12 protein-coding genes are annotated in these 12,685 nt (G+C 71.4%); 7 read left to right on the plus strand and 5 right to left on the minus strand.

Translation table 11 applies throughout. The features are described from left to right. The first annotated feature begins 11 nt into the window (after window positions 1–11). The 3 genes from OG866_RS10190 (at window position 12) to OG866_RS10200 (ending at window position 2,800) form a co-directional block, all read left to right on the plus strand. Window positions 12–914 (plus strand): dihydrodipicolinate synthase family protein, encoded by a 903-nt coding sequence (locus OG866_RS10190; RefSeq protein ID WP_329333518.1) that lies wholly within the window; start codon window positions 12–14, stop codon window positions 912–914. 29 nt (window positions 915–943) lie between these two features. Beyond that, window positions 944–1,945, plus strand: coding sequence for a proline racemase family protein (locus OG866_RS10195; protein WP_329333520.1), 1,002 nt, complete (start codon window positions 944–946; stop codon window positions 1,943–1,945). Window positions 1,946–2,056: 111 nt separating this feature from the next. Then, the gene (locus tag OG866_RS10200) at window positions 2,057–2,800 is read left to right on the plus strand and encodes a GntR family transcriptional regulator (RefSeq protein WP_329333522.1); all 744 of its coding nucleotides are present in this window, start codon (window positions 2,057–2,059) and stop codon (window positions 2,798–2,800) included. Window positions 2,801–2,877: 77 nt separating this feature from the next. Here the strand turns inward: OG866_RS10200 and OG866_RS10205 are convergent, their stop codons facing one another. From OG866_RS10205 to OG866_RS10225, 5 genes are all read right to left on the minus strand, one after another. Continuing rightward, a complete protein-coding gene (locus OG866_RS10205) occupies window positions 2,878–4,224 on the minus strand; it encodes an FAD-dependent oxidoreductase (RefSeq protein WP_329344019.1) in 1,347 nt (448 codons plus the stop codon). Between the two features lie 219 nt (window positions 4,225–4,443). After that, window positions 4,444–4,851: a peptide-methionine (R)-S-oxide reductase MsrB gene (msrB, locus tag OG866_RS10210; RefSeq protein WP_329333523.1), complete on the minus strand. Its 408-nt coding sequence runs from the start codon at window positions 4,849–4,851 to the stop codon at window positions 4,444–4,446. Window positions 4,852–4,864: 13 nt separating this feature from the next. Beyond that, on the minus strand, window positions 4,865–6,256 hold the full coding sequence (murC, locus tag OG866_RS10215; protein ID WP_329333525.1) for a UDP-N-acetylmuramate--L-alanine ligase: 1,392 nt from the start codon (window positions 6,254–6,256) through the stop codon (window positions 4,865–4,867). A gap of 95 nt (window positions 6,257–6,351) precedes the next feature. After that, on the minus strand, window positions 6,352–6,807 hold the full coding sequence (locus OG866_RS10220; RefSeq protein ID WP_329333526.1) for an indole-3-glycerol phosphate synthase: 456 nt from the start codon (window positions 6,805–6,807) through the stop codon (window positions 6,352–6,354). A 153-nt stretch (window positions 6,808–6,960) separates the two neighbouring features. Then, the gene (locus OG866_RS10225) at window positions 6,961–7,878 is read right to left on the minus strand and encodes a pyrimidine reductase family protein (protein ID WP_329333528.1); all 918 of its coding nucleotides are present in this window, start codon (window positions 7,876–7,878) and stop codon (window positions 6,961–6,963) included. Window positions 7,879–8,102: 224 nt separating this feature from the next. Here OG866_RS10225 and zapE point away from each other — a divergent pair, with 224 nt between their 5' ends. The 4 genes from zapE to OG866_RS10245 all read left to right on the plus strand — a co-directional run bounded on the left by zapE (window position 8,103) and on the right by OG866_RS10245 (window position 12,665). Then, window positions 8,103–9,218: a cell division protein ZapE gene (gene zapE / locus OG866_RS10230; protein WP_329333530.1), complete on the plus strand. Its 1,116-nt coding sequence runs from the start codon at window positions 8,103–8,105 to the stop codon at window positions 9,216–9,218. 507 nt (window positions 9,219–9,725) lie between these two features. Continuing rightward, window positions 9,726–10,304: a carbonic anhydrase gene (locus OG866_RS10235; protein WP_329333531.1), complete on the plus strand. Its 579-nt coding sequence runs from the start codon at window positions 9,726–9,728 to the stop codon at window positions 10,302–10,304. Window positions 10,305–10,309: 5 nt separating this feature from the next. Continuing rightward, a complete protein-coding gene (locus OG866_RS10240) occupies window positions 10,310–11,767 on the plus strand; it encodes a SulP family inorganic anion transporter (protein WP_329333533.1) in 1,458 nt (485 codons plus the stop codon). Between the two features lie 121 nt (window positions 11,768–11,888). Beyond that, on the plus strand, window positions 11,889–12,665 hold the full coding sequence (locus OG866_RS10245) for a slipin family protein (RefSeq protein WP_329333535.1): 777 nt from the start codon (window positions 11,889–11,891) through the stop codon (window positions 12,663–12,665). The last annotated feature ends 20 nt before the right edge of the window (window positions 12,666–12,685 follow it).

Here is a 12,685-nt window from a genome sequence, read left to right on the forward strand (position 1 = left end):
GAGGAACCCCGATGACCACCACCCCCCAGTCGCCCCGCCCCTGGCGCGGCGTCCTCGTCGCCACCGCGCTCCCCCTCCACGACGACCTGTCCGTCGACTACGACACCTACGCCGCCCACTGCGCCTGGCTGGTCGAGAACGGCTGTGACGGCGTCGTACCGAACGGCTCGCTCGGCGAGTACCAGGTGCTCACCCCCGAGGAGCGGGCCAGGGTCGTCGAGACGGCCGTGGCCGCCATCGGGGGCGAGCGGGTGATGCCCGGTGTCGCCGCCTACGGCTCGACGGAGGCCCGCCGCTGGGCCGAGCAGGCGCGCGACGCCGGCTGCGCCTCGGTGATGCTGCTGCCGCCCAACGCCTACCGCGCCGACGAGCGTTCGGTGCTCGCGCACTACGCCGAGGTCGCGAAGGCGGGCGTGCCGGTGGTGGCGTACAACAACCCCATCGACACCAAGGTCGACCTGGTGCCCGAACTCCTCGCCGAACTCCACGCCGAGGGGTACATCCACGCGGTGAAGGAGTTCTCCGGCGATGTGCGCCGCGCCTACCGGATCGCCGAACTCGCCCCGGAACTGGACCTGTTGATCGGAGCCGACGACGTCCTGCTGGAGCTGGCGATCGCGGGCGCCAAGGGCTGGGTGGCCGGCTACCCGAACGCGCTGCCGCGCGCGACCGTCGAGCTGTACCGGGCGGCCGTCGCCGGTGATCTCGGCACCGCCAAGAAGCTGTACGAGCAGCTGCACCCGTTGCTGCGCTGGGACTCGAAGGTCGAGTTCGTGCAGGCCATCAAGTTGTCCATGGACATCGTCGGTCGGCCCGGTGGCGCCTGCCGTCCGCCGCGACAGCCCCTGCTGCCGGAGCAGGAGGCCGCGGTCCGCGACGCCACCGAGAAGGCCGTCGCCGCTGGACTCGCGTAACCCCCGCGTCTCACTGAGGAGTTCGGACCATGCGCAGCAAACTCGTCCTGCACGCCGTCGACTCGCACACCGAGGGCATGCCCACCCGGGTGATCACCGGCGGCATCGGCACCATCCCCGGCGCGACGATGAACGAGCGGCGGCTGTACTTCCGTGAACACCGCGACGACATCAAGCAGTTGCTGATGAACGAGCCGCGCGGACACTCAGCGATGAGCGGCGCGATCCTCCAGCCGCCGACCCGCCCCGACTGCGACTGGGGTGTGGTCTACATCGAGGTCTCCGGATACCTCCCCATGTGCGGGCACGGCACGATCGGTGTGGCGACGGTGCTCGTGGAGACCGGCATGGTCGAGGTCGTCGAGCCGGTCACCACCATCCGGCTCGACACCCCGGCGGGTCTCGTCGTCGCCGAGGTCGAGGTGGCCAACGGGGCGGCGAAGTCGGTCACCTTGCAGAACGTGCCGTCCTTCTCCGTCGCCCTCGACCGCAAGGCCACGCTCTCCGACGGGCGGACGGTGACCTACGACCTGGCGTACGGCGGAAACTTCTACGCCATCCTGCCGCTGGACCAGTTCGGACTGCCCTTCGACCGTGCCCGCAAGGACGACATCCTCGCCGCCGGGCTGTCGCTCATGGAGGCGATCAACGCCGAGGAGGAGCCCGTCCACCCCGAGGACCCGTCCATCCGCGGCTGCCATCACGTCCATCTGATCGCGCCGGGTGCCACCGCCCGCCACTCCCGGCACGCGATGGCCATCCACCCCGGCTGGTTCGACCGCTCCCCCTGCGGCACCGGCACCAGTGCCCGCATGGCCCAGCTGCACGCGCGCGGTGAACTCCCGCTGCACACCGAGTTCGTGAACGAGTCCTTCATCGGGACGAGCTTCACCGGCCGTCTCCTCGGCACCACCGAGGTCGCCGGCCGCCCGGCCGTCCTGCCCAGCTTCACCGGCCGCGCGTGGATCACGGGCACGGCCCAGTACCTGCTCGACCCGAGCGATCCGTTCCCGGCCGGGTTCGTCCTCTAGAGCACCACTCCCCTGGCCGCGTAGATACTGGTGGCGCGTGACATTGCACCCGCTCTACGGGGCTGCCACCGCCGCGCGACGTACCCCAGCCCGCACGAGGAGACCCCGACCATGCCCACCGCCCGGCCCAGCAGCTCCCCCGCATCGGCAACCGCAACGGCATCCGCATCCGCCCCCGCCCTGCCCTCGCTCGGCGGCAAGCGGAGCAGCTACCGCGAGCGGGTCGCCGACGCCCTGCGGGCCGCGCTGATCGCCGGTGAGCTGCTGCCCGGCGCGGTGTACTCCGCGCCGGCCCTCGCCGCCCGCTTCGGCGTCTCGGCGACCCCGGTGCGCGAGGCCATGCTGGACCTGGCCAAGGAGGGCCTGGTCGACACCGTCCCCAACAAGGGGTTCCGGGTCACCGAGGTGTCCGAGCAGCAGCTCGACGAGTACACCCACATCCGCGCCCTCGTCGAGATCCCCACGGTGGTGGAGCTGGCCGCCACCGCCGCGCCGGTCTCCCTGGAGGCGCTGCGCCCGGCCGCCCGCGAGATCGTCCAGGCCGCCGCGGCCGGCGACCTCGTCGCCTACGTCGAGGCGGACACCCGCTTCCATCTCGGCCTGCTCGCCCTGGCCGGCAACGCCCACCTCGTCGAGGTCGTCGGCGACCTGCGCAAGCGATCCCGCCTCTACGGCCTGACCGCCCTCGTCGAGGCGGGCCGCCTGCTGGCCTCCGCCGAGGAGCACCTGGAACTCCTCGACGCGCTCATCGCCCGCGACGACAAGGCCGTGCGCGAGGTCATGACCCGCCACATCGGCCACGTCCGGGGCCTGTGGGCGGCGCGTCGGCCGGGCGGACCGCACGAGACCGTCTGACGATCGCCGCCTCCCTCCCCTGGCGGCCCTACTCCCGTTCCGAGGCGACCGTCGTCGACCGACGACGCACCGACGGTCTACGGCATCTCCGGGGCCGCCGGAGCATCCGCCGGGGTCGGGGCGGGCCGCTGGAAAAGAACGGCGCGGGCCACAGGCGGGGCGAACAGGGCGGTGACGGGCGCGGCGAGGTGGAGCACGGCGCGGAACGCGTCCCCCACGACCGGGTCGCCCGGCGACCTCTCCTGGACCCGGCGCAGATACCAGTCGGTGACGCCGTCGGTGGGCCGGCCGCCGAGCGCGTTACCGACCGCGCCCGGCATCTTGCGGTCGGCCCCGGCGGAGATGTCCCAGGCCAACCGGGACGCCCCGAGCAGCGCCCGCTGCACGCGCCGTGTCGTGGGCGTCCGGCGCCGGTCGGCCAGCGCGTCGCGCAGGGCTACGGCGCTCATCGCGGCGACGGCCATGCCCTGCCCGTAGATCGGGTTGAAGGTGCACAGGGCGTCGCCGGTGGCGAGGAACCCGGCGGGGTGGCCGGGCAGGTCGTAGCGGCGTCGGATGTTGGCGGTGCGCCGGTAGCCGAAGGCCGGGGAGAGCGGCTCGGCGTCCTCCAGCCAGCGGTCCAGGAGCGGATGCGCCAGCCGCTTGGTGTACGCCGTGAACTCGTCGTCGTCCGTGGGCGGTTCGTCGCCGCGCAGACCGGAGACGATCACCAGATGGGTGCCGTCCTCCAGCGGCAGCGCGCCTCCGCCGTGGAGCTGTTCGGTACCGGGATAGACGTAGTAGCCGACGGTGTCGCCGTCGAGGACGCCCGCCTTGCCGCGGTAGACGCGGGAGGCGTAGGCGAGGCCGGTGTCGATGGTCTCCTCGTACGGGCGCGTGGCGCCGATCCCGGCGAGCCACCGCGCGGCCTTGGTGCCGCCGCCTGAGGCGTCGACGACCAGGTCGGCCGCCACGGTCCGGGGTTCGGCGCGGGCCTCACCGGAACGCTCCCGCACCAGCACCCCGCGCACCCGAGAGGCGTCACCGACCAGCCCGACAGCCTCGGCCCCCTCCACCACGCTGATCGCCGGATTGGCGAGAACCCGCCGCCGTACCAGCGCTTCGAGCTGAGCGCGGGAGCCGGTGTAGATGTGCACGGACGCGGCCAGCCGGCGGAACCAGCGGCCGCTCTGCCACAGCACCATGTCCGACGGCATGCCCACCAGGGGCGCCCCCGCCTCCCGCAACTCCGCGAGAAAGCCCGGCAGCAGCGACTCCATGGCGGTCTGCCCGCCCTGGAGCAGCACATGCGGATGCCGTCCCTGCGGTACGCCGGGACGTGCCGCGCCGTCGTCCGGGAACCGGTCCCGCTCGACGACGGTCACCCGGTCGACATGCCCGGCGAGGACATGCGCCGCGAGCAGCCCCGCGAGGCTCCCACCCACAACGACCGCATGCCGCCCACCCAACCCGCCACCCGCGCCCCGACGGCCCGTCTCCCCGGCAGAGTTCACCGCTGCGCTCCCCTGGTCGCCCATGTCTGGAAAGACACAAGTATCCCGTCCCGAACGGCGGGCCGGCCGAGTTCCGGTCAGGCAGGGCCGCCGTCGGAGGACAGGGTGCGCTCGGGTGCGACGAGGACGGTGCCCGGGGCTGGGCGGGGATCAGCCCTCGTCCGCAGTCAGCCGCAACGAGATGCTGTTGATGCAGTACCGCTGATCGGTCGGCGTCCCATACCCCTCGCCCTCGAACACATGCCCGAGATGCGAGCCGCATCGCGCACACCGCACCTCCGTCCGCACCATCCCGTGCGACCGGTCCTCGATCAGTTCGACCGCGTCGGTGTCCTTCGGGTCGTAGAAGGAGGGCCAGCCGCAGTGGGACTCGAACTTCGTGGTGGAGGTGAAGAGTTCGGCGCCGCAGGCGCGGCAGGAGTAGACACCCTGCGTCTTGGTGTCGGTGTACTCGCCGGTGAAGGCGGGCTCCGTGCCGGCCTGGCGCAGGACGGCGTACTCGGCCGGAGTCAGCTCCGTGCGCCACTGCTCTTCCGGCTTTTCGACGTCGTACGACATGAAACTCAGCCCCTCACTTCGACAGGCGGTCCAGGATCTGCGGGCCGAGGTCCGTCACGTCACCCGCGCCCATGGTGAGAACGAGATCACCCGGCTTCGCCATTCCCGCGACGACCGAGGGGACGTCCGCCTTGTCGTGCACCGGCGTCACGTCCGCGTCCGCCGCGCGGGCCGCCTTGATGATCAGCTCGCTGGTGATGCCCGGGATCGGGTCCTCGCGGGCCGGGTAGATGTCCAGGACCAGCGAGGCGTCCGCGAGGGACAGGGACTGGCCCATCTCCTTGCCCAGCTCCTGGGTGCGGGAGAAGAGGTGGGGCTGGAACACGACCAGGATGCGCGCGTCGCCCGCCGCCGACCGCATCGCCTCAAGGTCCGCCGTCATCTCGGTCGGGTGGTGGGCGTAGGAGTCGATGACCTGGACGCCCGCCGCCTCGCCCTTCAGCTGGAGGCGGCGCTTGACGCCGGTGTACGCCGCGAGCGCGGGCGCGAGGTCCGTGGCCGGGATGCCGAGCGCCACGCCCGCCGCGAGGGCGGCGACCGCGTTGTGCGCGTAGTGGCGGCCGGGGACAGAGACCGTGAAGACCAGTTCACGGCCGTCCAGGACGACCGTGACCTCGCTCTTCAGGCCCTGCGGTACGACCGCCAGGACCCGTACGTCGGCGTCCTCCGCCTCGCCGTACGTCACCGTCCTCACCGAGCCCGCCAGGCGCCGGGTCAGCTCCCGCGCGCCCTCGTGGTCGGCGTTGATCACCAGCGTGCCGCCGGGGACGATCTTCCCGGCGAAGGTCTCGAAGGACTCGTAGATCTCGTCCATCGACGCGTAGTTCGCGTGGTGGTCGAGCTCCACGTTGAGGACGATCGCGACCTCGGGGTCGTACTTGTGGAAGCTGCGGTCCGATTCATCCGCCTCGGCGACGAAGATCTCGCCCTCGCCGTGCAGCGCGTTCGAGCCGGGGGCGTCGAGGTCGCCGCCGATGGCGTACGACGGGTTCAGGCCCAGCTCGGTCAGGGAGACCGCCAGCATCGACGTCGTGGTCGTCTTGCCGTGCGTGCCCGCGACCGCGATCGGGCGCAGGCCCTCCATCAGGGCCGCGAGGGCGTCCGAACGGTGCACCACCGGGATGCCCAGCTGGGCCGCGCGGGCCAGCTCGGGGTTGTCCTGGCGGATCGCCGACGACACGACCACACAGCTCGCGTCGTCGGCGAGGTGCTCCGCCGCGTGCCCGATGTGCACGGTCGCGCCCAGGGCCCGCAGCGCCTCGGCGGTCGCGGACTCCTTGGCGTCGCTGCCCGCCACCTTCGCCCCGCGCTGCGCGAGGATCTTCGCGATCCCCGACATCCCGGCGCCGCCGATGCCGATGAAGTGCGGTCGGTCCATGGCGGTGGGAAGGGTGCCGGGTGCCACGTGATGTCTCCCTGTGCGTACAGATACGGCGGACGTTCAGGCGCCCCAGCCTATCCACTGCCTCGCGATGCCCTACGCGGCACAGTGGACGGCGCTCACGCCTTGCTGTGCGAGAACAGCTTCAGCACCGGCACCCCCACCTTGTGCCGCGCCCGCGACGCCCAGTCCCGGTGGAAGAACTCCTCCACGTAGTGCGGATCGGTCAGCACGATCACCTCGTCGGCCTTGATCTCGTCCACCACGACCTTCAGCGCGTCCAGCGGGTGGTCCTCGATCAACCGCCCCTCCGCCGGGCTCCCGGAGCCCCGCAGCGCCTGGAGGGAGACCTCCAGCGCCCGCTCCCCGAAGTCCTTCGCCGCGGCGCCTTCGGGAACCTCCCGTTCCCGCGCCGCCTCGTCCAGTTCGCCCAGCGCCACGTCATCGATGGCCCTCAGCAGCCGGTCGGCCTGATCGCCTCGCGGCTGGAGAAGCACGTGGAAGGAGACCTGCTCGTCCCCGTGCAAGGTGGTGACGAACTCCACGTCGGCGGAGGTCAGGGCCTTCTCGATCATCAAAACGCTTGTGAACACCGCGCGCGCCCCTTCTGCGGAAACCATCCTGCCCCGCGATCTCACGGGGACTGCGAGATTCAGTGTGCCCGCCGGAAGCTAAACGGAACGGTTGATTCCGCCGTTTTCGGGACCAGCGGTACCACTGATCGATTTTCAAGTCCGCTGGTAGCGGCCGAAGAGAAACCCCTCCTCCTCCAGTAGGGACACCAGTGCGAACCGTTGCGGAACCGCGACGGAAGGACCGCCCGCGATCCGCTGGGCGTCGCCCACGGTGAGCATCGGGGCGACGGTCAGACAGAGCTCGTCCAGTACCCCGGCGGCCACGAACTGTCCCAAGAGGCGTGGACCGCCCTCGGTCAGCAGCCGGGTGAAGCCGAGGTCGGCCAGCGCCTGCACGGCCCGGTCGGGCTCCACCCCCATCCCGTCACCGGCGATGACCACCCGGGCACCGGCCTTCTCGGCGGCGGCCTTCCGGTCGGGCGCGGCGGCCGCGCCGGTCAGGATCAGGGTGGGGACGAGAGGGGAGGTGAAGAGCGGAAGCGAGAAGTCGAGGTCGAGGCTCGCGCTGACGATCGCGATCGCCGGTGCCGCCGCCTGCCCGGCCGCCTCCCTGGCCTCCGCGAACTCCGCACGCGCGCGTGCGGGCCGGTATCCCTCCTGGCGTACCGTTTCCGCACCTACGACGACCACGTCGGCCAGCCCCCGCAGGGTGCCGAAGATCCGCATGTCGGCAGCGGTGGAGATGGGCTGTGACTTCCCGTCGTGCTGGGCGGCCCCGTCGAGCGTGGACACCATGTTGCCGCGCAGCCAGGGCACCCGGGGGCCCGTGGCGGGGGCGGCGACGGAGTCGGGGTAGGCATAGGCGGCGGCCAGCTGCGCGAGGCTCCACTCACCGCCGACGGGCTCGCCGCCCGGAGCGGCCTCACCACCGGCCCCCGCCTCAGAAACCCCAGAAGCCCCCGGAGCCCCAGAAGCCCCAGAAGTATCGGCACCCCCCGCCCCCACCTCCCCGGCCCCACCGCCGGAGGCCGTCGTCGCTGTCTGGTCGGTCACAGGGAACAGGCGTCGCATGTCGTGCAGTCTGGCACGCGGCCGGGGCCTGTCCGAGGGACCGGACCGGCAGGTCGCCGGGTCCGGTGCGCCCACCTGCGGCGTTGCCGTCGAGCCCCGGCGCTCCGCGTCGGCTCCCTCCTCCGCCCCGCCCCCGGACGCACCGGACCCCGCCGGTCGGCATCAAGGAGCACCGCGGGCCCGGACCGGCCTGGTCCGCCGGACAGGCCCTAGCATGGGGAACCGTGTCGTCCTCCACCACCGCCTCCGGGATCAGCCCGATAGCAGACGCGGCCCCCGTGTCCCTGTGCGCCCGCGAGCCGCACGTCCCCGCCGACCGTCTGGTCGCCGAGATGGTGCCGCCGCCGCGCTTCGACTCGGTCCGCTTCAGCACGTACCTGCCGGACCCGAACCAGCCCAGCCAGTTCGAGGCCGTCAAGGTGCTCGAGGGCTTCGCGGGCGGGCTCGGCGGGGCGCACGCCGTCACCGGCGGCAAGCGCGGCTTCTTCGGATTCGGCAAGGGCAAGGACAAGGCGAAGGCCAAGACACCCGCCGGCCCGCGCGGCGTCTACCTCGACGGCGGCTACGGCGTCGGCAAGACCCACCTCCTGGCCTCCCTGTGGCACGCCACCCCGGCGGAGCCCTCCCTCAAGGCCTTCGGCACGTTCGTCGAGCTGACCAATCTCGTGGGCGCCCTCGGTTTCCCGCAGACGGTCCAGACGCTCTCGAACCACCGACTGCTCTGCATCGACGAGTTCGAGCTGGACGACCCGGGCGACACCGTCCTGATCTCCTCCCTCCTCGCCCGGCTGGTCGAGGCGGGTGTCGCCCTCGCCGCCACCTCCAACACCCTGCCCGGCAAGCTCGGCGAGGGCCGCTTCGCGGCGGTCGACTTCCTGCGCGAGATCCAGGGCCTGAGCTCCCACTTCCGCACCCTGCGCATCGACGGCGAGGACTACCGCCACCGCGGCCTGCCCGAGGCACCGGCGCCCTTCTCGGAAGAGCAGGTCACGAAGACGGCGTACGCCACGCCGGGCGCCGCGCTCGACGACTTCCCACAGCTCCTCGACCACCTCGCCCGGGTCCACCCCAGCCGTTACGGCGCGTTGACCGATGGCCTGAAGGCGGTGTGTCTGACCGATGTGCAGCCGGTCCCGGACCAGTCCACCGCGCTGCGGCTCGTCGTCCTCGCGGACCGGCTCTACGACCGTGAGGTCCCGGTCCTGGCCTCCGGGCTGCCGTTCGACAAGCTGTTCAGCGAGGACATGCTCAAGGGCGGTTACCGCAAGAAGTACTTCCGGGCGATCTCCCGGCTCACCGCGCTGGCCCGCGACGGCAAGCGGCTCGTCGAGTCCGCCTAGCCTCGCGAAACCCCCCAGGTCAAGGGCCAGTTCGCGCCACGCCACCCGCGCTTTTCAGGCTCTCTTCAGCTCGAAACGCTAAGTTAACCCTGCAAACAACTTTGCAGGGTTACCGTGTTTCTTGACCAGCCATTGACCAAGGCTTGGTCTGCGCGTGAGCTATGAACCGTCGGAAGGGGGGCGCATGTTTCGAGGCACGAGAGCACCGACCGTGCTTCCGCCTCGCACCACCGCCCAGGTCACCCCTCCGCCGTTCACTCCCACGGATCCGTTCGCAACCGCGCACACGATCCGTGATGCTCAACCCAAAGCCCATCCCGAAGCTCGGCCCGAATCTCATCGCGGGTCGAGAGCCTAGGCGGCCCGTTCCCGGCGACCTTTCAGAGCTTCCGCTCACCCGTCGCCGCGCAACCAGGAACCGGCCGCCCTGCCCCACACCCGGAACAAACCCCCACATCTGTCATGTACGTCCGACGCGCCGCCGTGCGCGCCAGGAGGAGTCACCACATGCAGCCCCTCATCGACAACGCCCGCCTGTTCGGACAGCGCCCTGAGGAGTTCGCCAAGCTCGCAGAAGGCCAATCCCCGCAGGTCCTGTTCATCACCTGCTCCGACTCCAGGGTCGTGCCGGCCCTGATCACGGGCGCCCGTCCCGGCGAGCTCTTCGAGCTGCGCACCGCGGGCAACATCGTTCCCCCGTACGCCTCCGAGCACCCCACCAGCGAGGCGGCCACCATCGAGTACGCCGTCGAGGTCCTCGGCGTCAGCGACATCGTGGTCTGCGGCCACTCGCACTGCGGCGCCGTCGGCGCCCTGGTGCGCGGCGACGACCTCGACGCCGTACCCGCCGTACGCGACTGGCTCACCCGCGCCGAGCCGCGCCCGGCGGGTGCGGCCGAGGACCCCGCGGTCGCCGAGGGCGTGCAGAGCCATGTCCTGGCCCAGGTCCTGCGACTGCGCTCCTACCCGTGCATCGAGCAGAAGCTGACGTCCCGTCAACTCACCCTGCGGGCCTGGTACTACGAGGTTCACACCGGCGCCGTCCGTGAACACCGCGCGGACACCGACGCGTTCGAGGCACTGTGACCGGCATGATGACCAAATACCCTCACCTGCGGCGTGACTTCACCGCCTCCCTGGTCGTCTTCCTGGTCGCGCTGCCGCTGTGCGTGGGCGTGGCCGTCGCCTCCGGTGTCCCGGCCGAGATCGGCCTGGTCACCGGCATCGTGGGCGGCATCGCCACCGGTCTCATGCGCGGCAGCAGCCTTCAGGTCTCCGGCCCCGCGGCCGGTCTGACCGTGCTGGTCTTCGAGGCGGTGCAGGAGTTCGGACTGCCCGTCCTCGGCGTGATCGTGCTGGCCACCGGTGTCCTCCAGATCCTCATGGGCACCCTGAAGCTGGGCCGTTGGTTCCGGGCCATCTCGGTCTCCGTCGTCGAGGGCATGCTGGCCGGCATCGGGCTCGTCCTGATCGCCGGGCAGCTGTACGCGATGGCGGACGCCAAGGCGCCCGCCTCGGGCGTGGGCAAGATAGCCGGGCTGCCCGGCGCGCTCGTGGACGCCGTCGGGAACACCGCGGCGCTGGCCTCGCTCGGCCTCGGCGCCGGCACCGTCGCCGTCCTGGTGCTGTGGAAGCGGATGCCGGCGGCGGTGCGTACCGTGCCCGGCCCGCTCGCCGCGGTCGGTCTGGCCACGCTGGCGGCCCTGGCGTTCTCGATGCCGGTGGCCACCGTCGAGGTGCAGGGGCTGCTGGGGTCCATCCAGCCGCCGTCCTTCAGCGCCTTCGGCGAACTGGCGAACATCGGCGTCCTCGCCACGATCCTCGCGTTCACCCTCATCGCGTCCGCCGAGTCGCTGTTCAGCGCGGCGGCCGTGGACCGGCTGCACAGCGGGCCGCGCACCGAGTACGACAAGGAGCTCGTCGCGCAGGGCGCGGGCAACGCGCTGTGCGGTGTGCTCGGCGCGCTGCCGATGACCGCGGTGATCGTGCGCAGCGCGGCCAACGTGCAGGCGGGCGCCCGCACGAAGGCGTCCCGCGTGATGCACGGCGTATGGCTGCTGCTGTTCGCGGCGCTGCTGCCGGGCGTTCTCGCCTACATCCCGATCCCGGCGCTGGCGGGCATCCTCGTCTACTCCGGCGCCAAGCTGATCCCCGTACGGGAGATCGTGTCGCTGTGGCGCGAGCATCGCGGTGAGGCACTGATCCTCATGGTCACGGCCGTGTCGATCGTCGCGGTCAGCATGTTCGAGGGCGTGCTCATCGGTCTCGCCCTGGCGGTCGCCAAGACCGCCTGGGAGGCCTCGCACCTGAAGTTGGAGGTGGTGGACAAGGGCGCGGGCCCGGTCCAGGCGTATCTGTCGGGCAACGCGACCTTCCTGCGGCTGCCGAAGATCCTCGACAGCCTGGAGGCGCTGCCCCAGGACCGCCCGGTGGAGCTGGACCTCTCCGGTCTGCACCACCTCGACCACGCCTGCCGCACCGCCCTGGAGAACTGGGCAGAGCGGCACAGCGCGGTCGGCACCGAGCCGGTGCGGGTGACCGCGCCCTAGCGTGAACCCCGGGTGACCGCGCCCTGGCGTGAACCCCGGTGCCTGGTCCGTAGCCTCGGGCCAGGCACCGGGCATATCGTTGCAGGAGCAGACAAAAGCCCTCCGGAAGAGGGGGTGGATCATGCTCCAGGAGCTGCTCACCTTGGCCGCGGCGGCCGGTGCCGCCGGGGTGGTCTACGTCGCTGCCGGGGCCCGGGTCGTCAAGCAGTACGAGCGCGGGGTGGTCTTCCGGCTCGGGCGGCTGCTGAGCGAGGTACGGGATCCCGGGTTCGCGATGGTGGTCCCGATGGTGGATCGGATGCACAAGGTCAACATGCAGATCGTCACGCTGCCGGTCCCCGCCCAGGAGGGCATCACCCGGGACAACGTGACGGTGCGCGTGGACGCGGTCGTCTACTTCCGGGTGATCGACGCGGCGAGCGCGCTGGTGAAGGTCGAGGACTACAGGTTCGCGGTCTCCCAGATGGCGCAGACCTCACTGAGGTCGATCATCGGCAAGAGCGAGCTGGACGATCTGCTGTCCAACCGCGAGAAGCTCAACGAGGGCCTGGAACTGATGATCGACAGTCCGGCCGTCGGCTGGGGTGTGCAGGTCGACCGGGTCGAGATCAAGGACGTGTCGCTGCCGGACGCGATGAAGCGTTCCATGGCACGGCAGGCGGAGGCGGACCGCGAGCGCCGCGCCCGCATCATCAACGCCGACGCCGAGCTCCAGGCGTCGAGGAAGCTCGCCGAGGCCGCCAAGGAGATGTCCGAGCAGCCCGCCGCACTCCAGCTGCGGCTGCTCCAGACGGTGGTGGCGGTGGCCGCGGAGAAGAACTCCACCCTTGTCCTGCCCTTCCCGGTGGAGCTGCTGCGCTTCCTGGAGAGGGCGCAGCAGGGGCCGGCCGACAAGTGACACGTGCTACGCGCGTGGTT

Origin of the sequence: Streptomyces sp. NBC_00663 (assembly GCF_036226885.1) — a bacterium.
In the GTDB taxonomy this organism is placed as follows: Bacteria; Actinomycetota; Actinomycetes; order Streptomycetales; family Streptomycetaceae; genus Streptomyces.

Coding starts and splice junctions, on each gene's coding strand:
- OG866_RS10190 (WP_329333518.1), top strand. CDS start 12: ATGACCACCACCCCCCAGTCGCCCCGCCCCTGGCGCGGCGTCCTCGTC.
- OG866_RS10195 (WP_329333520.1), top strand. CDS start 944: ATGCGCAGCAAACTCGTCCTGCACGCCGTCGACTCGCACACCGAGGGC.
- OG866_RS10200 (WP_329333522.1), top strand. CDS start 2,057: ATGCCCACCGCCCGGCCCAGCAGCTCCCCCGCATCGGCAACCGCAACG.
- msrB (WP_329333523.1), bottom strand. CDS start 4,851: ATGTCGTACGACGTCGAAAAGCCGGAAGAGCAGTGGCGCACGGAGCTG.
- OG866_RS10220 (WP_329333526.1), bottom strand. CDS start 6,807: ATGATCGAGAAGGCCCTGACCTCCGCCGACGTGGAGTTCGTCACCACC.
- OG866_RS10225 (WP_329333528.1), bottom strand. CDS start 7,878: ATGCGACGCCTGTTCCCTGTGACCGACCAGACAGCGACGACGGCCTCC.
- OG866_RS10235 (WP_329333531.1), top strand. CDS start 9,726: ATGCAGCCCCTCATCGACAACGCCCGCCTGTTCGGACAGCGCCCTGAG.
- OG866_RS10240 (WP_329333533.1), top strand. CDS start 10,310: ATGATGACCAAATACCCTCACCTGCGGCGTGACTTCACCGCCTCCCTG.
- OG866_RS10245 (WP_329333535.1), top strand. CDS start 11,889: ATGCTCCAGGAGCTGCTCACCTTGGCCGCGGCGGCCGGTGCCGCCGGG.